Raw genomic sequence first — 19,175 nt, 5'->3', positions numbered from 1 at the left:
CGTCAAGAGTCAATTGCGCACGCTCTGTACAATGGCCGCGTTGCGCAGTAGGAGCAGCGCAGTTTCGTTTCCGGCCGTGCGGGCGTTTGCCCCCGGGAGGCCGGCTTTGCTTTTATCGAAGGCCGCGACAGGCCCTGTATTCCGAAAGACGACGATGATGGTTGATGGTATCGCGCCCGCGCTGGCCGAAGCGCTGGAAAAGCGCGGTTATTCCGAACTGACGCCCGTGCAGAAGGCCGTGCTCGATCCGGCACTGGGGCAGTCCGACGCGCTGGTTTCCGCGCAGACCGGCTCCGGCAAGACGGTGGCCTTCGGGCTGGCGCTCGCTCCGACCCTGCTTGGCGAGACCGAGCGCTTCGGGGCGGCGGGTGCGCCGCTTGGACTGGTGGTCGCGCCGACCCGCGAGCTTGCCCTGCAGGTGGCCCGCGAACTTGTCTGGCTCTACGAATTCGCGGGCGCTTCGATCGCCACCTGTGTCGGTGGCATGGACATGCGCACCGAGCGGCGGGCGCTGGAACGCGGCGCCCATATCGTCGTCGGCACGCCCGGACGCCTGCGCGATCACATCACCCGTGGCGCCCTCGACATTTCCGGCCTTGCCGCCGTGGTGCTGGACGAGGCCGACGAGATGCTCGACCTCGGCTTCCGCGAGGATCTGGAATTCATTCTCGGCTCTTCGCCGGTCGAACGCCGCACGCTGATGTTCTCGGCCACCGTGCCGCGCGCCATCGCAACGCTGGCGAAGGAATACCAGCGCGATGCCGTGCGCATCGCCGCGGCGGGCGAGCAGAAGCAGCATCACGACATCGAATATCGCGCGCTGGTGGTGTCCCCTTCCGACCGCGACAACGCCATCGTCAACGTGCTGCGCTACTACGAGGCGCGCAACGCCATCGTGTTCTGCAACACGCGCGCGGCGGTGAACCATCTCACTGCCCGCCTGAACAACCGCAATTTCTCCGTCGTCGCCATGTCGGGCGAGTTGAGCCAGAACGAGCGCACCCATGCCTTGCAGGCCATGCGCGACGGGCGGGCACGGGTGTGCATCGCCACCGACGTGGCGGCGCGCGGCATCGACCTTCCGGGTCTCGAACTGGTGATCCATGCCGACCTGCCCTCCAATCCCGACACGCTGCTGCATCGCAGCGGCCGCACGGGCCGGGCAGGGCGCAAGGGCATCAGCGCCCTGATCGTGCCGCACCCGGCGCGCCGGCGCTGCGAGCGGGTGCTGCAGGCTGCGCGCATCGAGGCCGAATGGGCGCGGCCGCCCTCCGCCGACGAGGTTGTGGCGCGCGACAATGAGCGCATGCTGGTCGACCCGGCCCTGTCGGAGCCGGTCAGCGAGGGTGAGCGTGACTTCGTCGCCACCCTGCTCGACCGGTTCGGCCCCGAGCAGATGGCGGCGGCCTATCTGCGCCTCAGCCGCTCCGGACGCTCCGCGCCGGAATATCTTTCGGAAAGCGGGCCGCTGCCGGCCGCCGGCAAGGCACGCGGCCAAGCCGGTACTCCATCCAAATCGCGGGACGATTTCGGTGACAGCGTCTGGTTCTCGCTGTCGGTCGGCCGCAAGCAGAATGCCGAGCCGCGCTGGCTGATCCCGATGCTGTGCCGCACCGCCAATCTGACCAAGCGCGAGATCGGGGCCATCCGCATGCAGCCGGAGGAAACCTTCGTCCAGATTTCCGCTGACAGCGCCGATGCGTTCGTGGAAGCGCTGGGTCCGCATATGACCATCCAGGGCAACATCCGTGTCGAGGCGGTGGAAGGCGAACCGGATTTTGCGCGCAGCGCCTATCGTCCGCAGCGGCCGGAAAAGAAGCCGCACCGCGGCAAGGGCGGATACGACAAAGGCAATGACGAGCGTCCCGCCAAGAAGAAATTTACCGAGGCCGGTACCAAGCCGTGGGGCGATAAGCCGGGAGCTGACAAGCCATGGGGCAGCAAGAAGCCGGCCAAGCCGAAATTCGAGAAGGGCGCTGCTGCAAAGCCGGCAAAGAAGCCGAAGCGGCCGAAATCCGATTGAGACATCAGCGTCTTCAGCGTGCGCATCGGATATCGTCACGGGCGCAGCACCTCCTGAACAAAAAAGCCCCGGCATGACCGGGGCTTTTTAATTTGCACAAAGGCTGCGTGCTTATGCGTGGGGCGCTCAGCCGGCCGTTTCGAGGCTGGCTTCCCACTTGCCGAGCGCTGCCAGCGAGTTCATGCGGGCGCGGTGGGTGAAGGCAGCCTGCGCGGCGGCGACGTTTTCCACCTTGCCGGACCATGCCTTCTGCGGCGCGGCCTGAAGGGCGCGGCCGTAGGAGAAGGTCAGCTTCCACGGATGCGGGCCGATGGCGTTGATGGCGTTGAGGTTGGCGGTGGCCTCCTCATCCGACTGGCCGCCCGACAGGAAAGCGATGCCCGGAACGGCAACCGGAACCGTCTCGCGGAACAGCTTGATGGTCTTTTCGGCCACTTCCTCGGGCGAGTTCTTCGTGCCCGACTTCTTGCCGGCGATGACCATGTTCGGCTTGAGGATCGTGCCTTCCAGAACCACGTCGGCGGCGTTCAGCTCGGCATAGAGCTGGAGCAGCGTGACCTTGGTGACGTCATAGCAGGTGTCGATGTCGTGCGAGCCGTCCATCAGCACTTCCGGCTCGACGATCGGCACGATGCCGGCTTCCTGGCACAGCGCCGCATAGCGGGCCAGCGCATGGCAGTTGGCGTCGATGGCGTAGCCGGAGGGAACGGCCTCTTCATCGTTGATGTCGATGACCGCGCGCCACTTGGCGAAGCGGGCGCCGAGCTTGTAATACTCGGCCAGACGCTCGCGCAGGCCGTCGAGGCCCTCGGTGATGGTGTCGCCGGGGAAGCCGGCCAGCGGCTTGGCGCCGGCGTCGACCTTGATGCCTGGGATGGAACCGGCGGCGCGGATGACATCGACCAGCGGCGTGCCGTCGGCGGCCTTCTGGCGGATCGTTTCGTCGAAGAGGATGACGCCGGAGATGTACTTCGTCATCGCTTCTTCCGAGCGGAACATCAGCTCGCGATAGTCCCGGCGATTGTTCTCCGTGGATTCGACATTGATCGCGTCGAAACGCTTCTTGATCGTTCCGGAACTTTCATCGGCTGCAAGAATGCCCTTGCCGTCGGCCACCATGGCCGCCGCGATATCCTCAAGACGTTCGCTCATGTATCACTCCTCAAAAAGGTGCGTGCTGGAAAGCATGCCGGCCGCATAGCAGACCCGGCCCAGCAAAGGAATGCTGCGCCAAAGTCCTAATCGATTGAAAGTTCACCGTTTCCGCCTTTTGGGCGAAAGCTGTGGGAATCAGCGCTTCAGAACCTCGACGCCCGGCAGCGGCTTGCCTTCCATCCACTCCAGGAAGGCGCCGCCCGCGGTGGAGACATAGGTGAAATCGTCGGCAGCCCCCGCATGGTTGAGCGCGGCCACCGTGTCGCCGCCGCCGGCGACCGAGACCAGCCTGCCCTCGCGGGTGCGGCCTGCGGCATGACGCGCGGCCTCGACCGTGGCGCGGTCGAAGGGCTCGATCTCGAAGGCGCCGAGCGGGCCGTTCCAGACCAGCGTTGCGGCGCGATCGATCCACTGATTGATCACCTCGATGCTCTTCGCGCCTGCGTCGAGGATCATGGCGTCGGCGGGTACGGCATCGATGGCGACGGTTTCGTTCGGGGCATTTGCTTTGAACTCACGGGCCACGACGCCATCGGCGGGCAGGATGACCGCGCAGCCGGCCTCGGCCGCCTCGATCATGATCTGCTTTGCCGTTTTGGCCAGATCATGCTCGGCCAGCGACTTGCCGACCTCAGTGCCGCGCGCGGCAAGGAAGGTGTTGGCCATGCCGCCGCCGATGACCAGCGCGTCGACCTTCTTCACGAGGTTCATGAGCAGGTTGATCTTGGTGGAAACCTTGGCGCCGCCAACGATGGCGACGACCGGCTTGACCGGGTTGCCCAGGCCCTTTTCCAGCGCTTCCAGCTCCGCCTGCATGGTGCGGCCCGCATAGGCCGGCAATATATGCGCCAGCCCCTCGGTCGAGGCATGCGCGCGATGGGCGGCGGAAAAGGCGTCGTTGACATAGATGTCGCCGTTTTCGGCCAGCGCCTTCACGAAATCGGGATCGTTCTTTTCTTCACCCTTGTGGAAACGGGTGTTTTCCAGAAGCAGAACGTCGCCGTCCTTCATGGCGGCAATTGCGCCCGCAGCCTTTTCGCCAATGCAGTCGCCGGCGAAGCCCACGGCGCGGCCGAGCACTTCGGCCGTAGCCTTCGCCACCGGCTCCAGCGAGAATTCCGCGTTCGCCTCACCTTTGGGGCGGCCGAAATGGGCAAGCAGGATGACCTTCGCGCCCTTGCCGGACAGTTCGGCAATGGTCGGGCCGACGCGTTCGATGCGGGTGGCGTCGGTAACCTTGCCATCCGCCATGGGCACATTGAGATCGACGCGCACAAGCACCCGTTTGCCGGCTATGGAGCCGATGTCGTCCAGCGTCTTGAAGCCAGCTGTCATGTGAAAATCACCCTCTCAAGAAATGCGCCGGAGCCCACAGGCCGGCATTGCCATGCAAGGCTTATGACACAAAGCAAAACGCCCGGCAAAGCCGGGCGTTTCATTACGTTAATGCCGTTCAGGCGATGGTCTTGCCCAGCGCAACGGCCGTGTCGGCCATGCGGTTGGAGAAGCCCCATTCGTTGTCGTACCACGACATGACGCGCACCAGATTGCCTTCGATGACCTTGGTCTGGTCAAGCGCGAAGGTCGAGGACGCCGGGTTGTGGTTGAGGTCGATGGAGACCAGCGGCTCGTCGGTATATGCGAGAATGCCTTTCAGCGGGCCATCGGCGGCAGCGACCAGTGCGGCGTTGACCTCTTCGACGGTGACGTTGCGCTTCGGCACGAACTTGAAGTCGATGACCGAGACGTTCGGGGTCGGCACGCGGATCGACACGCCGTCCAGCTTGCCCTTCAGCTCAGGCAGCACGAGGCCGACGGCCTTGGCGGCACCCGTCGAGGTCGGGATCATGGAGACGGCGGCGGCGCGGGCGCGGTAGAGATCCTTGTGCATGGTGTCCAGCGTCGGCTGGTCACCCGTATAGGCGTGCACGGTGGTCATGAAGCCCTTCTCGATGCCAAAGGCGTCGTTGAGCACCTTGGCGACCGGGGCCAGGCAGTTGGTGGTGCACGAGGCGTTGGAAATGACGATGTGGTCCTTCGTCAGCTTGTCGTGGTTCACGCCATAGACGACGGTGAGGTCAGCACCATCGGCCGGGGCCGAGACGATGACGCGCTTGGCGCCGCCGGCGAGGTGAGCCGAGGCTTTTTCCTTCGAGGTGAAGATGCCGGTGCACTCCAGCACGATGTCGACGCCAAGCTCGCCCCACGGCAGCTTCGACGGATCGCGCTCGGCGAACACCTTGAAGGAGTCGGAGCCGACCGAAATGGTGTCGCCATTGACCTTCACTTCGCTCGGGAAGCGGCCATGCACGGAATCATAGCGCAGCAGATGCGCATTGGTTTCGACCGGGCCGAGGTCGTTGATGGCGACAACGTCGATATCCTTGCGGCCGCTCTCGTAAATGGCGCGCACGATATTGCGGCCGATGCGGCCAAATCCGTTGATGGCAACCTTCAAAGTCATGTCCGTCTCCTGAAGCGGGAAAATCCCTGCCGTTCTTAAGGGAGGCGGGCTCCGGAATCCATTGCCCGCCATCTGCTTCAAATCGATTAGCCAGGCTCTGGTCCACAACTTACCAGCGCCTGACTCCCGATTGTGCGAAGATCAGCCGTGCAGCCGGCCTTCCGCAGCCTTCGCCACAGCCTCGGCGGTGATGCCGAAATGCGCGTAGAGCTGCTCGATGGTGCCGCTGGCGCCAAAACCGGTCATGCCGACGAAGAGGCCGTCGGTGCCGATCACGGCGTCCCAGCCCTGACGGATGCCGGCCTCGACCGCGACCTTCACCTTCGCCGTGCCGATCGTGGCCGCGCGGTAAGCCTCGTCCTGCTGCCAGAAGATGTCGAGGCAGGGGGCCGAGACGACGCGGGCCGGATGGCCGTGGCCCTGCAACAGGTCGCGGGCCTTGAGGGCGATCTCGACCTCGGAGCCGGTGGCGAAGATGGTCACCGCAGCTTCACCGCCTTCGGCGGCGGCCAGCTCGTAGGCACCGCGTGCGGAGAGGTTCTCTTCCACATAGGTGGTGCGCACCGCCGGCAGGTTCTGGCGGGTCAGCGCCAGCGTCGACGGGGTCTTTTCCGTTTCCAGAGCGATCTGCCAGCACTCGGCCGACTCGGTCGCATCGGCCGGACGGAACACATTGTGGTTGGGGACGGCGCGCAGGGCGGCCAGATGCTCAACCGGCTGGTGGGTCGGGCCGTCTTCGCCGAGGCCGATGGAGTCATGGGTCATGACGAAGATGGAGCGGATGCCCATCAGCGAGGCCAGACGCATGGCCGGGCGCGCATAGTCGGAGAAGCACATGAAGGTACCGCCATAGGGAATGACGCCGCCATGCAGGGCAAGGCCGTTCATGGCAGCCGCCATGCCAAGCTCGCGAATGCCGTAATGGATGTAGCGCTCGCCGTAGTTGTCGGGCGTGATCGCCCTGGTCTGGCTGGTCTTGGTGTTGTTGGAGCCGGTCAGGTCGGCCGAGCCGCCGATGGTTTCCGGCAGCACGCCGTTGATGACCTCCAGCGCCATTTCCGACGATTTGCGGGTGGCGACCTTCGGCTTGTCCTCGGCCAGTTTCTTCTTGTAGTCGGCGATGGCCTTGTCGAGACCGGCCGGCAGCGCGCCTGCCATGCGGCGCTCGAATTCGGCGCGCTGGCCGGCATCGACCTTGCCGAGGCGCTCTTCCCATGCAGCACGTGTCTGGGCACCGCGCGCGCCAGCGGCGCGCCAGGCGTCCAGCACCTCGGCCGGAACCTCGAACGGCTCATAGGACCAGCCGAGCGCCTTGCGGGTGGCGGCGATCTCGTCGGCGCCTAGCGGCGAGCCGTGCACCTTGTTGGTGCCGGCCTTGGTCGGGGCGCCGAAGCCGATGGTGGTCTTGGCGGCGATCAGCGTCGGGCGGTCGGATTTCCGCGCGGCTTCGATGGCGGCAGCAATCGCTTCCGGATCATGGCCGTCGATCTTCAGCGTGTTCCAGCCGGAAGCGGCGAAGCGGGCCGCCTGATCGGTGTTGTCGGACAGCGTCACCGGGCCGTCGATGGAGATGTTGTTGTCGTCCCAGAAGACGATCAGCTTGTTGAGCTTCAGGTGCCCGGCCAGCGAGATCGCTTCCTGGCTGATGCCTTCCATCAGGCAGCCGTCACCGGCCAGCACATAGGTGTAGTGGTCGACCAGATCGTTGCCGAAGGCCGCATTCATGATGCGCTCGCCGAGCGCGAAGCCGACCGAATTGGCGATGCCCTGGCCGAGCGGACCGGTGGTCGTCTCGATGCCGGCGGCATGGCCGTATTCGGGGTGACCGGCCGTGCGCGAACCGAGCTGGCGGAAGTTCTTGATCTCGTCGAGGGTGATATCCTCATAGCCGGTCAGGTAGAGCAGCGAGTAGAGCAGCATCGAGCCGTGACCGGCCGACAGGATGAAGCGGTCGCGGTCGGCCCAGTGCGGCTTTTTCGCATCGAACTTCAGGTAGCGGGTAAAAAGCACCGTGGCGATGTCGGCGCAGCCCATCGGAAGCCCCGGATGGCCGGAATTGGCCTTCTCGATCGCATCCATGGAAAGAAAGCGGATCGCATTCGCCATCCGGTCGTGTTGTTCGCGCGAGGGCATGGTTCCTCCAGCAGGATCTGGGCAGGGAAAAGGGGTGGGGCGACACATAGCAGGCGACGCCTTGAAGTCAACAAATCGGTGCGTTTTCATGGCGTTTCGGCCGATTGGACGCAGTCCCGCGCAGCGTTAGCGGGGGACAGGATGAGAGCTTTGTTGACGCATGGTTCACCCGGAGCTTAATGTTTCGGAGATAACGCGTTCTGAACGCGTACGATTCGGTGATGCGCATAATGGGATATGAGCCATGACCGGGGACACCACGCTCAAGGAGGTCATCGCCCGTCTGGGCAAGGCCATGGAAAGCCTCGAGAACGCGGTCGCAGCCCGGCTCGAAAATGAACGCGACTATGCCGAGGCGGAAGCCGAGGTGCAGCGGATGAACGCGGACCGTTCGCGGCTGGCGCAGGAACTCGACAATTCGGAAGCCCGCGCCGAGCGGCTCGAAGAAGCCAACAAGGAAGTGTCGCGGCGTCTGGTGACCGCTATGGAAACCATACGCGCGGTGCTGGACAGGTAGTTCGGGAGTGTCGCAATGGCCCAGGTGACGGTTTCGATCGACGGCAAGCAATACCGGATGGCTTGCGACGAGGGTCAGGAAGAACACCTGATCGGTCTCGCCGAGCGTTTCGACCGCTATGTCCTCCATCTCAAGGAATCCTTCGGCGAAATCGGCGATCAGAGGCTGACGGTGATGGCCGGCATTATGGTGATGGACGAGCTGTCGGAATTGCAGAAGCGTCTCAAGGGCATGGAAAGCGAGATCGTGACATTGCGCAAGACGCGCGATGACGCCCTCAACAAGGCCGACAAGAACGACGCAGCCCTCACCGGTGCGCTGGGCACGCTCGCCGGGCGCATGGAAATGCTGGCCGCCACGCTGAACACGCGCAAGGAAGAGGTCTGAAATTTCCAGTTCCCCTCTGTTTGGAAGTTTCTACCTTAAATCGACATTTTTTGAGTGTGATTTTTCAGAAATCATAACTGCCCGGCATCGGCTTTCTTTCTGAAGCGAGCCATCGCGCGTTAGACTTCGTCCATCCTATTTTCAGACAACAAGGCAGGGACAAGGTCATGAGCCTTCGTATCAACGACACCGCGCCTGATTTCACGGCCGATACAACGCAGGGCGCAATCCGTTTTCATGAGTGGATCGGCGACGGCTATGCCGTGCTGTTTTCCCATCCGAAGGATTTCACGCCGGTCTGTACCACCGAACTCGGTACCATGGCCGGGCTTGAGGACGAGTTCGCAAAGCGGAATGCGAAGATCGTCGGCATCTCGGTCGATCCGGTGGAAAGCCATGAGCGCTGGAAGGACGACATCCGCACGGTGACCGGCCATGCGGTCAACTATCCGCTGATCGGCGACACCGATCTAAAGGTGGCCAAGCTCTACGACATGCTGCCAGCCGAGGCCGGCGACAGCTGCGAGGGGCGCACGCCCGCCGACAACGCCACGGTGCGCTCGGTGTTCGTCATCGGGCCGGACAAGAAGATCAAGCTGATCCTTACCTATCCGATGTCGACCGGCCGCAATTTCCAAGAGATCCTGCGCGCCATCGATTCCATCCAGCTCACTGCAAAGCATCAGGTGGCGACGCCGGCCGACTGGAAGCAGGGTGACGATGTCATCATCACCGCGGCCGTCTCCAATGAGGACGCGGTCAGGCGTTTCGGCTCCTACGAGACGATCCTGCCCTACATCCGCAAGACGAAGCAGCCGGCCGCCTGACTGGTTCGGCTCATTCTCAAACGTCGCGAAGCCGGGCCGGCTTCGCGACGTTTTTGTTCCGGATCAAGCGGGCCCGCAAGCAGACGTGCTATGCGTGCCGGGCATCCGGATGCAGGGACATGGCATAATGGGTATTCCGCTCAACAAGGGCGAATTGCTGAAGGCGATCAATTCGCGCTTCGACCGGCTTTTTGCCGATCTGGAGCGTGTAGATCCGGCGAAAGCCGCAGAACGCACCATGGAGGGCCATGTGCGGGACACGCTGATGAGCGTCTGCGATCTCGTGGCCTATCTCAGCGGATGGAACCAGCTGGTCCTGAAATGGCTGGAGCGGGATGCCGCCGGCCTGCCGGTCGATTTCCCGGAAACAGGTTTCAAATGGAACGAGCTTGGCCGGCTCGCCGGAAAATTCTACGCCGATTATGAAGGCATTCCCTATCCGCAGCTTCTGGAGCGGCTGAAAACCGCCAAGGAGGAGATCGTTCACGCCGTCGAATTCCGGGATGACGCCGAGCTTTACGGATGCGCCTGGTATGGCAAATGGACCATGGGACGGATGATCCAGTTCAACACGTCCTCGCCCTACGCCAACGCGCATGCCCGCCTGCGGAAATGGCGCGCGGCGGGCGGTCAGGCGCATGGCTGACCCGTCTTCCCGCAATGTCATCGACCTTTACGACCGCAATGCTGCGGAATGGGAAAGCCTGCGCGGCACAACCCTGACGGAGCAGCCGTGGCTTTCGGCTTTTCTGGCGGCGATGCCCGTGGCTGGCAAGGAAGTGCTGGACATTGGCTGCGGCTCCGGCGTCCCCGTCGCGCGCTGGCTGATCGGACAGGGGTGCCGGGTGACCGGCGTGGATGGAGCGGCGGCGCTGATCGACCGGGCGAGATCGGCTTTCCCCGATCACCGCTGGATCGTCGAGGATATGCGCACCCTTTCATTGACGGACAAATTCCATGGGCTGGTTGCCTGGCACAGCTTCTTTCACCTTCCGCCGGAAGATCAGCCGGCGATGTTCGGGCATTTTGGCCGGCTCTCGGCGCCGGGGGCGGCACTGATGTTCACCAGCGGCACGACCCATGGCGAGGCAATCGGCAGCTTTGCAGGCAGTCCGCTTTATCACGCCAGCCTCGATGCGGACGAATACCGGACGCTGCTGGCCCGCAACGGATTTACCCTTCTGAATCATGTCGGGAATGATCCGGCTTGCGGTGGCGCGACCATTTGGCTTGCCAGAAGGGAAGGGTGAGGACGAGGGCCTGATTTTTCAGGCAGGTCCTTCCGTATCGGAACATTGGTGTTGTCTTGTGACGGACCGGCGTTCATGACAGGTTTCGTGTCAAAGCCGTTATTCACGCGCACCCAAATCAAAGGCAGGTCAATATGGCTCCCGCCGGCTATCGGGTCTTTGCCCGGACCCCTTCCGTCGAAGATTACATGCGCCTGCGCGCCGCCGGGGGCCTGAGCGCCTTTTCCCGTGAAGCTGCCGGTGCCGGGCTGGAAGGCACCCGTTTCGCCGTTCTGGTCATGAAGGGCGACGCGGTCGTCGGCATGGGACGGCTGATCGGCGATGGGGGCTGCTTTTTTCAGATTGTCGACATCGTGGTGGAGCCTGAGCATCAGGGGCATGGGCTCGGCAAAGCCATCATGGCGGCGCTTATGGAGCATGTGAAGGCAGCACTTCCCTCATCGGCCTATGTCAGCCTGATTGCGGATGTCCCGGCAAACAGGCTCTACGAGCAGTTCGGGTTTCGCGAAACCGCGCCAAGATCCCTTGGCATGGCCTTCAAGGTGCCCTGACCGCAGACACCGGACAGGCCTTTGCGCAAATAAAAACGGCGCTCCGGGGAGCGCCGTCTGCTTTTTCCGAATTCGGGCCGTTACGCCGCAGGCTGCGCTTCGATGGTGCGCAGGGCCTGCAGCTGGCGCTTGGCTTCGGCCTTGACCGCATCCTGCACCTTCTCGAAGGCGCGCACCTCGATCTGGCGTACGCGCTCGCGGCTGATGTCAAACTCGCCGGACAGCTCTTCCAGCGTCAGCGGCTCTTCGGCAAGGCGGCGCGCCTCGAAGATGCGCCGCTCGCGGTCGTTCAGAACGGACATGGCGCCCGCCAACATCTTGCGGCGGTTGTCCAGCTCGTCCTGCTCGATCAGCATTTCCTCCTGGCTTTCGCTGTCGTCGACCAGCCAGTCCTGCCATTCGCCGCTCTCGCCTTCGGTGGCGCGGATCGGCGCGTTGAGCGAGGCGTCGCCCGACAGGCGGCGGTTCATCGAAACCACCTCCTCCTCGGAGACGTTGAGACGCGTGGCGATCTCCGCGATCTGCTCGGGCTTCAGGTCGCCGTCGTCCAGCGCCTGAATCTTGCCCTTCACCTTGCGCAGGTTGAAGAACAGGCGCTTCTGGTTGGCGGTGGTGCCCATCTTCACGAGGCTCCACGAGCGCAGGATGTATTCCTGGATCGAAGCCTTGATCCACCACATGGCATAGGTGGCCAGCCGGAAGCCGCGCTCCGGCTCGAATTTCTTGACCGCCTGCATCAGGCCGACATTGCCCTCGGAGATGACCTCGCCGATCGGCAAGCCGTAGCCGCGATAGCCCATGGCGATCTTGGCAACGAGACGCAGATGGCTGGTGACGAGCTTGTGGGCGGCCTCGGTGTCGCCATGCTCATTGTAGCGCTTGGCGAGCATGTACTCTTCCTGCGGCTGGAGCATGGGGAAGCGGCGGATTTCTTCCAGATAGCGGGTCAGGCCGCCTTCGCCGGAAACGATACTGGGTAGTGACTGGGCCATAAAGCACCCTCCTCTCTGGATCGATGCCCCCGAAACGCGGCGGGCATGTGGCGCGGATGCCGGAATGCGCACATCCACAGGGACAATCTATACAGGAACAAAACCAGAAACGCACGCATTTGTTCAATGCGAAACAGATTGTCACGACGAAGTGAACAAGGCGAGTCAGGTTTTTTGATGGCAGGTTCAGAGTTGGCGAAAGCCGCTCACCAGAGCGGCCATATCAGCGGGCAGCGGTGCCTCGAACGTCATCATCATATGGGTGGCGGGGTGGCGGAATGCAAGCAGGCGCGCATGCAGCGCCTGCCGCGGAAAGGCCAGCACGGTCGCCTTCAGCGCATCGGGAAGGCGGTTGGCCTTGGTGCGGAAGGCTTGCCCGTAGTCCGGGTCTCCCACCACGGGGTGACCGATATGGGCCATGTGCACCCTGATCTGGTGGGTGCGCCCGGTTTCCAGACGGCATTCGATGAGACTTGCCGGCGCATAGTTCGTCTGGTCTTCGCCGAACCGTTCCTCGACCCTGTAATGGGTGATGGCATGACGGGCATCGTCGCGGGTTTGCGGTACCACGGCGCGGCGCACCCGGTCGGCGGCACGGCCGAGCGGAGCATCGACGGTGCCGGACAGGCGTTCGGGAATGCCCCAGACCAGTGCGACATAGGCGCGTTCGAGATCGCCATCGCGGCCATGGTCGGCAAAGGCTTCCGACAGCGCCTTGTGGGCTCGGTCGGTCTTGGCCACCACCAGAACGCCGGAGGTGTCCTTGTCGAGGCGGTGGACGATGCCCGGCCGCTTGACGCCGCCGATACCGGGGAGGCTGTCGCCGCAATGGTGGATCAGCGCGTTGACCAGCGTGCCGGTCCAGTTGCCGGCCCCCGGATGCACGACCAGTCCGGCCGGCTTGTTGACGACGATCAGCTCGTCGTCCTCATAAAGAATATCGAGAGGGATGACCTCGCCCTGCGGGGTGGCGGGTTCGGGCTCCGGCATGGCGATCTCGACCTGTTCGCCGGCCGCCAGCTTGCGTTTCGGTTCGCCCGCTGCCACGCCGTCGATGAGAACCGCGCCCTGTCTGATGAGGGCCTGCACGCGGCTGCGTGAGAGGTTCGGCGCCAGCCGGGCGGCCAGCCACTGGTCGAGCCTCTGGCCGCTTGCGTCGGCATCCGCGACGAACCGTGCCCGCTCACCCTCTATCAATCCCGCATCCACTTCGTTATGACCGCCCGATCCAGATAAACAGTTGCGGACCCTGCCATGACCCGGCCCGAAGCCGAAGAAGACGACGACAAGCCGCTGGACCCTTCCATCGAGAAGGTGCGCCGCAAGATGGTCCGCTTCATGGGCATCAATCTCAGCATTCTGTTTCTCGCCCTTATGGTGGTGATCGCGGCCCTTGTCTACAAATCCCGGACATCGGCACCGCAGGTCGCAGCGCCAGCCGGCGACATACAGGCGCCCGCCGGGCAGGCCGCGGAAGGCGACATCGTGCTTCCGGTCGGCGCGCGGATCGTGTCGCAGTCGATTTCCGGCAATCGCATTTCGCTGGATGCAGAACTGGCCGGCGGCGAACGCGTGCTGTTCGTCTACGACATTGCCGAACAAAGGCTGGTCGGGCGTTTCACTATCAGAAACCGATAAAGCATGTCGCCCGAAAGTGGGAACCGGTTTCGGGGTAACGACATGCGTAAAACAGGAACCTGAAGCGTCGGAAGCGAATCTGAAAGATCGCGACACGCTTCAGCCCGATCACTTCTGCGCGCGCAGCGCCGGGTCGTCTTGAAACTGCAATGCGACTCTGCCTATCTTTCACCTGTCGCCTGATGTGCAGGCGGCATGGTTGTTCTTGTTGCGAAAGGAAAGACACTGAGAACAGCACTTCGGAAGAAGGCCGACATCGCGCCTTCGCCGGCCGGGATAGGCGTCAGCCAGCCCCGCGCCCTCGACATCGTCCTTGCCAGTCTGGAAGACTCCAAGGCCGAAAACATCATCCCCATTGACATTCAGGGCAAATCGAGCCTCGGCGACCACATGGTCATCGCATCGGGCCGGTCGCACCGTCATGTCGCGGCGGTTGCCGATCACCTGCTCACCGCGCTCAAGGATGCCGGCTTCGGCAATGCGCGCGTGGAAGGACTGTCCGGCGCCGACTGGGTGCTGATCGATTCGGGTGATGTCATCGTCCACATTTTCCGTCCGGAAGTTCGTGAGTTCTACAATCTGGAGAAGATGTGGCAGGCGCCGGATCTGGAGGACGGGACGCTCCACTGACAGGGCGCGTCCCGCTTTAGGGCGGGCATGAAACTCATCGTACACGCCGTGGGCCGTATGAAGTCCGGCCCCGAGAAGGAGCTTGGCGACCGCTATTACGAGCGGTTCGCCCGCAGCGGCCCTGCCGTCGGCCTCGAATTTGGCGGCATCACCGAAATTCCCGAAGGGCGCGGCCAGACCGTGGACGAGCGCCAGCGCGAGGAAGGACAGAAGCTGCTTGCCCATGCCAGACAGCTGGGAGGCCAGGCGGGAGGGCAGGCGGGCGCCGCCCTTTTGCTGCTCGACGAGCGAGGGAAAAGCTTTTCGTCGGAAGAACTCGCCCGCCGTATCGGTGCCATGCGCGACAATGGCCGCAAGGCGCTGGTCGTCGCGATCGGCGGCCCGGACGGCCACAGCGAGGCGCTGCGCAACGAGGCGGAACTGATCGTCTCCTTCGGCGCGCTGACATGGCCGCATCAGCTGGTGCGCGTCATGCTGGGCGAACAGCTCTACCGTATAGCCACTATCCTTGCCGGACACCCCTATCATCGCTCCTGAGAATCACGGCAGATGAGACGGCTTCGCCCGGATTTTCGCCCCATTCTGCCGTCACCAGCAGAGCCGGGTGCAGGTCGGGCTGCGAAACCCGCAAACATGGTTGATGATTCGTTAACGATGCCGCCGCTACTGTCGCTCCCGCATGGATGAGCGCTTGAGACCGCAACCGGGGCCGCATGGTGCCCGCCATCTGCTGGCAGCGCTGACGCTGCTGGCATCGTGCGTTTTTGGCCACGCCGCGCCGGAGGATGCCGCGCAGGAAGCGCCTGAAATCGATGCGAAACGCAGCGAATACGAACAGGTGACGAAGGAAATCAGCCTCTCTTCCGAGCGGCTGGCAAAGCTCGCCGCCGACATCGCCTCCGTGCGCAAGGATTACGCCTCGATCACCGCGGCGCTCATCCAGTCGGCCAAGACCGAGCAGAAGCTGGGCCAGGATATCGAGGATATCGGCACCAAGCTGGAAGACCTGAATATGCAGGATGCGCGCATCCGTGCTTCGCTGGCCGAGCGGGCCGATGTGCTGGCCGAGGTGCTTGGCGCCCTGCAGCGCATGGGCATCAATCCGCCGCCGGCCATACTGGTCCGGCCGGAAGATGCGCTGGCCTCGGTGCGCAGCGCCATTCTTCTGGGCGCCGTGGTTCCCGAATTGCGCCACGAGACCGAAAAGCTGATGGCGGACCTGAAGGAGCATTCGCGCGTCACCGCCTCCATCGAGGCCGAGCGCGCGCGGCTGACGGCCTCCGTGACCGAGCAATTGGCCGAAAAGCAGCGGCTGAACATGCTTCTCGAAGCGCGCCGGAAATTCCAGGCCGAAACGCAGGCCGCGATCGAGGCCGAGCAGCAGAACGCGCAGGAACTGGCGGCAAAGGCCCGCAGCCTGAAGGAACTTGTCGAATCGCTCGACAGGCAGGCGAAACGCAAGGCCGAGGAGGAGGCGCGCATCGCTGCTTTGCCTGTTCCCGACGCCAATCGCCTGCTGGAGCGCATCCCGTTCCGCTCGCTTCAGGGCCAGATCGCGCTGCCGGTGACAGGTCAGGTGAAGCGCCGCTTCGGCGCCAATGACGGTAACGGCTCAGTGATGCAGGGCGACATGGTTGCGACACAATCAGGCGCCATCGTCACGGCCCCGGTCGACGGGGAAATACTGTATGCGGGGCCGTTCCGTTCATATGGACAACTCTTGATCCTCGATGCCGGCGGCGGCTATCATGTCGTTCTGGCGGGGATGAACAGACTGACCGTCGCGTCGGGCCAGTCCGTTCTCGCGGGCGAGCCGATTGGCGCGATGGGTGAAGCAAGGGTGGCAAGCACCTCTGCGACACAGGATGCGAAAGCCACGCCGGAGCTCTATGTCGAGTTCCGCAAGGATGGTAAACCCGTTGACCCGACCCCCTGGTGGGCGGACCGTGTTTCTGGAAGGACGTGAAATGATGCGGAAACTCTCGCTCCTGTTTGCCGGTGCGCTGATGGGCGCTTCCGCCATGAGCCTTGTCTATGGCGTTCCGGGAACGGCGGCGAATGCCGCCGGTGCTGAGACCTACAAGCAACTCGCCATCTTCGGCGACATCTTCGAGCGCGTGCGCGCCCAGTATGTGACGCCGCCCGACGACAAGGCGCTGGTCGAGAACGCCATCAACGGCATGCTCACCTCGCTCGACCCGCATTCCTCCTTCATGAACGCGGAAGCCGCGCAGGACATGCGCGTGCAGACCAAGGGTGAGTTCGGCGGCCTCGGCATCGAGGTCACCATGGAAAACGACCTCGTCAAGGTCATCAGCCCGATGGACGACACGCCCGCCGCCAAGGCCGGCGTGCTGGCCGGCGACTTCATCGCCAAGATCGACGGCGAGGAAGTGCGCGGCCTGACCCTCAACGACGCCGTGCAGAAGATGCGCGGTCCGGTTTCCACCCCGATCACGCTGACGATCCTGCGCGAGGGCGCCGACAAGCCGCTCGAGATCAAGATCGTGCGCGACATCATCAAGGTGCAGGCGGTGAAGTTCCGCGCCGAGGACGATGTCGGCTACATCAAGATCACCTCCTTCACCGAGAAGACCTATGACGACCTGGAGGCCGCCATTGCCTCGATCAAGAAGGACATTCCGAAGGACAAGCTCAAGGGCTATGTGCTCGACCTGCGCCTCAATCCGGGCGGCCTGCTCGATCAGGCGGTAAGCGTTTCCGATGCCTTCCTCGACCGTGGCGAGATCGTTTCGACCCGTGGCCGCGATCCCAAGGACGTGACCCGCTTCGACGCCAAGCCCGGCGATTCGATCGACGGCAAGCCGGTCGTGGTGCTCATCAATGGCGGTTCGGCCAGCGCCTCGGAAATCGTCGCCGGCGCGCTTCAGGATCTGCGCCGCGCCACGGTCGTCGGCACCCAGTCCTTCGGCAAGGGATCGGTGCAGACCATCATTCCGCTCGGCGAGAATGGCGCGCTGCGGCTGACCACGGCGCTCTATTACACGCCGTCGGGCAAGTCGATCCAGGGCAAGGGCATCGCGCCCGACATCAAGGTCGACCAGCCGTTGCCGCCGGAATTGCAGGGCCGCGACCTGACCCGTGGCGAATCGGACCTCAAGGGCCACATCAAGGGCGCCGAAGAAGAGGATGCCGGTTCAGGCTCTGTCGCCTATGTGCCGCCGGAAGCCAAGGACGACATCCAGTTCAACTACGCGCTGGACCTGCTGCGGGGCAAGAAGACCGATCCGGCCTTCCCGCCGAACCCCGACAAGGCCGTTCTCAACCAATAGGGCCGTGCGGCTTCGCGGACCTGTTCATCCGCGCCATGCAATGTCATCCTGCCGGAACCGCGAGGTTCCGGCAGTTTTGATTCAGGTTTGATTCGGGGGGATGCCGCTTGCCAGATCAGAAGGACATCGACCGGCCGCTCGGGCAGGGGCAGAAACCGCGCGCCGGCGACGATTTCCGAGGCGCTGGCCGGTTCCGCATTCCGGCGGGCAGCGTGCTGGTCGGGCTGGCGGCACTGGTGGTGGTGGGCGCCTCGGCCATGATCGCATTGCGCGAGCAGCCCTTCCGTCAGCCTGAAGTGGTCGCCGTGCCCGAAAATCCGGTTCCGAACGCGCCGCCACCCCGCACCGAAGCACAGGTCACAAAGCAGCCGGGCGGGGCGCAGATCATCCGCGTGCAGCCCGACGCTACGGAGGGCGGTGGCATCGTTGTGCGCGATCCTTCCGCCCTGCAACAGGATTTGCGGGTCGCCCATCTGCCGGACCGGGCATTGGTGGAGGACAGCGAAACCGGCCCGTTGCCGCAACGCGCGGCGGACGGAAGGCGGCCCTTCGACGTCTATGCGCGGCCGTGGTCTGGCGCGCGGGGCGCACGCGTCGCCATCGTCATCGGCGGTCTCGCCGTCTCGCAGACCGGCACGCAGACAGCCCTCGCAAAGCTGCCGGCGGAGGTGACGCTGGCTTTCGCATCGGGTGGCAACTCGGTCGGCCGCTGGATGCAGGAAGGACGCCGCAAGGGGCACGAAATCGTCCTGCAGTTGCCGATGGAGCCGTTCGACTATCCCAATGTCGATCCGGGCCGCAACACGCTGACTGTGGATGCCGCGGCGCAAGACAATCTGCAGGCCATGCGCCGCGTGCTGTCGCGCACGACCAATTACACCACGGTGATGAATTACATGGGCGCGCGCTTTACCGCCGACGAGCAGGCGCTTGGTCCCGTCATGCGCGAACTGGCCGCGCGTGGTCTCGGCTATCTGGACGACGGCTCTTCCGCCCGCAGCCGAGCGCCGGAGCTTGCCGCGCAGGAACGCATGCCGCTCGCGATTGCCGACACCCAGATCGACGCCGTGCAGGATCGCACCGCGATCCTGAAGAAGCTCGATGAGCTGGAAGCCACCGCCCGCGCCAAAGGCAGCGCCATCGGCATCGGTTCGGCCTTCGACCTGACGGTTGACGCCGTGGCCGCATGGGTCGATGAAGCGAAGATGCGCGGCATCGAGATCGTGCCCGTTTCCGCCGTCGCCAACGATCCGGAGAAACGCTGAGCATCTCGCCCGAAAGTGGGAATCGGTTTCGGGCCAACGACATGCGTAAA

Annotated in this window: 19 protein-coding genes; 13 read left to right on the top strand and 6 right to left on the bottom strand. The window is 63.9% G+C overall.

Translation table 11 applies throughout. The annotated features are described in order from the left end of the window. Positions 1 to 157: 157 nt before the first annotated feature. A complete protein-coding gene (locus HNR59_RS02470) occupies positions 158 to 2,023 on the top strand; it encodes a DEAD/DEAH box helicase (protein WP_425488652.1) in 1,866 nt (621 codons plus the stop codon). A gap of 126 nt (positions 2,024 to 2,149) precedes the next feature. On the opposite strand, the gene HNR59_RS02465 is transcribed toward HNR59_RS02470, so the two are convergent. The 4 genes from HNR59_RS02465 to tkt all read right to left on the bottom strand — a co-directional run bounded on the left by HNR59_RS02465 (position 2,150) and on the right by tkt (position 7,775). After that, complete coding sequence (locus HNR59_RS02465) at positions 2,150 to 3,175, bottom strand: class I fructose-bisphosphate aldolase (RefSeq protein WP_183825490.1); 1,026 nt, start codon at positions 3,173 to 3,175, stop codon at positions 2,150 to 2,152. 138 nt (positions 3,176 to 3,313) lie between these two features. Next, positions 3,314 to 4,513, bottom strand: coding sequence for a phosphoglycerate kinase (locus HNR59_RS02460; RefSeq protein WP_183825487.1), 1,200 nt, complete (start codon positions 4,511 to 4,513; stop codon positions 3,314 to 3,316). Between the two features lie 118 nt (positions 4,514 to 4,631). Continuing rightward, positions 4,632 to 5,642: a type I glyceraldehyde-3-phosphate dehydrogenase gene (gap, locus tag HNR59_RS02455; RefSeq protein WP_183825484.1), complete on the bottom strand. Its 1,011-nt coding sequence runs from the start codon at positions 5,640 to 5,642 to the stop codon at positions 4,632 to 4,634. Between the two features lie 141 nt (positions 5,643 to 5,783). After that, positions 5,784 to 7,775 (bottom strand): transketolase, encoded by a 1,992-nt coding sequence (gene tkt / locus HNR59_RS02450; protein ID WP_183825481.1) that lies wholly within the window; start codon positions 7,773 to 7,775, stop codon positions 5,784 to 5,786. A 244-nt stretch (positions 7,776 to 8,019) separates the two neighbouring features. Between tkt and HNR59_RS02445 the strand changes: the two genes are divergently transcribed. The 6 genes from HNR59_RS02445 (at position 8,020) to HNR59_RS02420 (ending at position 11,307) form a co-directional block, all read left to right on the top strand. Next, positions 8,020 to 8,292, top strand: a complete 273-nt coding sequence (locus HNR59_RS02445; RefSeq protein ID WP_183825478.1) for a DUF4164 domain-containing protein — start codon at positions 8,020 to 8,022, stop codon at positions 8,290 to 8,292. A 15-nt stretch (positions 8,293 to 8,307) separates the two neighbouring features. Continuing rightward, on the top strand, positions 8,308 to 8,679 hold the full coding sequence (locus HNR59_RS02440) for a cell division protein ZapA (protein WP_183825475.1): 372 nt from the start codon (positions 8,308 to 8,310) through the stop codon (positions 8,677 to 8,679). Positions 8,680 to 8,846: 167 nt separating this feature from the next. Next, positions 8,847 to 9,506, top strand: a complete 660-nt coding sequence (locus HNR59_RS02435; protein ID WP_183825472.1) for a peroxiredoxin — start codon at positions 8,847 to 8,849, stop codon at positions 9,504 to 9,506. Positions 9,507 to 9,633: 127 nt separating this feature from the next. Continuing rightward, the gene (locus HNR59_RS02430; RefSeq protein WP_183825469.1) at positions 9,634 to 10,152 is read left to right on the top strand and encodes a ClbS/DfsB family four-helix bundle protein; all 519 of its coding nucleotides are present in this window, start codon (positions 9,634 to 9,636) and stop codon (positions 10,150 to 10,152) included. Beyond that, complete coding sequence (locus HNR59_RS02425; RefSeq protein WP_183825466.1) at positions 10,145 to 10,756, top strand: class I SAM-dependent DNA methyltransferase; 612 nt, start codon at positions 10,145 to 10,147, stop codon at positions 10,754 to 10,756. Before HNR59_RS02430 ends, HNR59_RS02425 begins: the two co-directional genes overlap by 8 nt. 134 nt (positions 10,757 to 10,890) lie before the next feature. Then, positions 10,891 to 11,307 (top strand): GNAT family N-acetyltransferase, encoded by a 417-nt coding sequence (locus tag HNR59_RS02420; protein WP_246374462.1) that lies wholly within the window; start codon positions 10,891 to 10,893, stop codon positions 11,305 to 11,307. A gap of 80 nt (positions 11,308 to 11,387) precedes the next feature. Here the strand turns inward: HNR59_RS02420 and rpoH are convergent, their stop codons facing one another. Next, positions 11,388 to 12,299, bottom strand: coding sequence for an RNA polymerase sigma factor RpoH (rpoH, locus tag HNR59_RS02415; protein WP_183825463.1), 912 nt, complete (start codon positions 12,297 to 12,299; stop codon positions 11,388 to 11,390). 186 nt (positions 12,300 to 12,485) lie between these two features. Beyond that, entirely contained in the window at positions 12,486 to 13,496 is a 1,011-nt protein-coding gene (locus tag HNR59_RS02410) for an RluA family pseudouridine synthase (protein ID WP_210307191.1), read from the bottom strand. Between the two features lie 57 nt (positions 13,497 to 13,553). Between HNR59_RS02410 and HNR59_RS02405 the strand changes: the two genes are divergently transcribed. From HNR59_RS02405 to HNR59_RS02380, 6 genes are all read left to right on the top strand, one after another. After that, a complete protein-coding gene (locus HNR59_RS02405; protein ID WP_183825456.1) occupies positions 13,554 to 13,937 on the top strand; it encodes a fimbrial protein in 384 nt (127 codons plus the stop codon). 195 nt (positions 13,938 to 14,132) lie between these two features. After that, positions 14,133 to 14,567, top strand: coding sequence for a ribosome silencing factor (rsfS, locus tag HNR59_RS02400; protein WP_183825453.1), 435 nt, complete (start codon positions 14,133 to 14,135; stop codon positions 14,565 to 14,567). Positions 14,568 to 14,594: 27 nt separating this feature from the next. Beyond that, positions 14,595 to 15,104, top strand: coding sequence for a 23S rRNA (pseudouridine(1915)-N(3))-methyltransferase RlmH (rlmH, locus tag HNR59_RS02395; RefSeq protein WP_183825450.1), 510 nt, complete (start codon positions 14,595 to 14,597; stop codon positions 15,102 to 15,104). Positions 15,105 to 15,246: 142 nt separating this feature from the next. Next, positions 15,247 to 16,533: a murein hydrolase activator EnvC family protein gene (locus tag HNR59_RS02390; protein WP_183825447.1), complete on the top strand. Its 1,287-nt coding sequence runs from the start codon at positions 15,247 to 15,249 to the stop codon at positions 16,531 to 16,533. Position 16,534: 1 nt separating this feature from the next. After that, the gene (locus HNR59_RS02385) at positions 16,535 to 17,860 is read left to right on the top strand and encodes a S41 family peptidase (RefSeq protein WP_183825444.1); all 1,326 of its coding nucleotides are present in this window, start codon (positions 16,535 to 16,537) and stop codon (positions 17,858 to 17,860) included. 107 nt (positions 17,861 to 17,967) lie between these two features. Next, on the top strand, positions 17,968 to 19,125 hold the full coding sequence (locus HNR59_RS02380; RefSeq protein WP_183825441.1) for a divergent polysaccharide deacetylase family protein: 1,158 nt from the start codon (positions 17,968 to 17,970) through the stop codon (positions 19,123 to 19,125). The last annotated feature ends 50 nt before the right edge of the window (positions 19,126 to 19,175 follow it).

The sequence above is a fragment of the Aquamicrobium lusatiense genome, from assembly GCF_014201615.1.
GTDB classification, from domain to species: Bacteria; Pseudomonadota; Alphaproteobacteria; order Rhizobiales; family Rhizobiaceae; genus Mesorhizobium; species Mesorhizobium lusatiense.
This window is presented reverse-complemented; position numbering and strand designations above follow the sequence as displayed.

Excerpts from the sequence above, each read along its gene's own strand:
- HNR59_RS02465 (WP_183825490.1), bottom strand. The coding sequence starts at position 3,175 with ATGAGCGAACGTCTTGAGGATATCGCGGCGGCCATGGTGGCCGACGGC.
- HNR59_RS02430 (WP_183825469.1), top strand. The coding sequence starts at position 9,634 with ATGGGTATTCCGCTCAACAAGGGCGAATTGCTGAAGGCGATCAATTCG.
- HNR59_RS02420 (WP_246374462.1), top strand. The coding sequence starts at position 10,891 with ATGGCTCCCGCCGGCTATCGGGTCTTTGCCCGGACCCCTTCCGTCGAA.
- HNR59_RS02385 (WP_183825444.1), top strand. The coding sequence starts at position 16,535 with ATGATGCGGAAACTCTCGCTCCTGTTTGCCGGTGCGCTGATGGGCGCT.
- HNR59_RS02445 (WP_183825478.1), top strand. The coding sequence starts at position 8,020 with ATGACCGGGGACACCACGCTCAAGGAGGTCATCGCCCGTCTGGGCAAG.
- HNR59_RS02390 (WP_183825447.1), top strand. The coding sequence starts at position 15,247 with ATGGATGAGCGCTTGAGACCGCAACCGGGGCCGCATGGTGCCCGCCAT.
- HNR59_RS02425 (WP_183825466.1), top strand. The coding sequence starts at position 10,145 with ATGGCTGACCCGTCTTCCCGCAATGTCATCGACCTTTACGACCGCAAT.
- tkt (WP_183825481.1), bottom strand. The coding sequence starts at position 7,775 with ATGCCCTCGCGCGAACAACACGACCGGATGGCGAATGCGATCCGCTTT.
- rpoH (WP_183825463.1), bottom strand. The coding sequence starts at position 12,299 with ATGGCCCAGTCACTACCCAGTATCGTTTCCGGCGAAGGCGGCCTGACC.
- HNR59_RS02440 (WP_183825475.1), top strand. The coding sequence starts at position 8,308 with ATGGCCCAGGTGACGGTTTCGATCGACGGCAAGCAATACCGGATGGCT.
- HNR59_RS02470 (WP_425488652.1), top strand. The coding sequence starts at position 158 with ATGGTTGATGGTATCGCGCCCGCGCTGGCCGAAGCGCTGGAAAAGCGC.
- gap (WP_183825484.1), bottom strand. The coding sequence starts at position 5,642 with ATGACTTTGAAGGTTGCCATCAACGGATTTGGCCGCATCGGCCGCAAT.
- HNR59_RS02460 (WP_183825487.1), bottom strand. The coding sequence starts at position 4,513 with ATGACAGCTGGCTTCAAGACGCTGGACGACATCGGCTCCATAGCCGGC.
- HNR59_RS02435 (WP_183825472.1), top strand. The coding sequence starts at position 8,847 with ATGAGCCTTCGTATCAACGACACCGCGCCTGATTTCACGGCCGATACA.
- rlmH (WP_183825450.1), top strand. The coding sequence starts at position 14,595 with ATGAAACTCATCGTACACGCCGTGGGCCGTATGAAGTCCGGCCCCGAG.
- rsfS (WP_183825453.1), top strand. The coding sequence starts at position 14,133 with ATGGTTGTTCTTGTTGCGAAAGGAAAGACACTGAGAACAGCACTTCGG.
- HNR59_RS02405 (WP_183825456.1), top strand. The coding sequence starts at position 13,554 with ATGACCCGGCCCGAAGCCGAAGAAGACGACGACAAGCCGCTGGACCCT.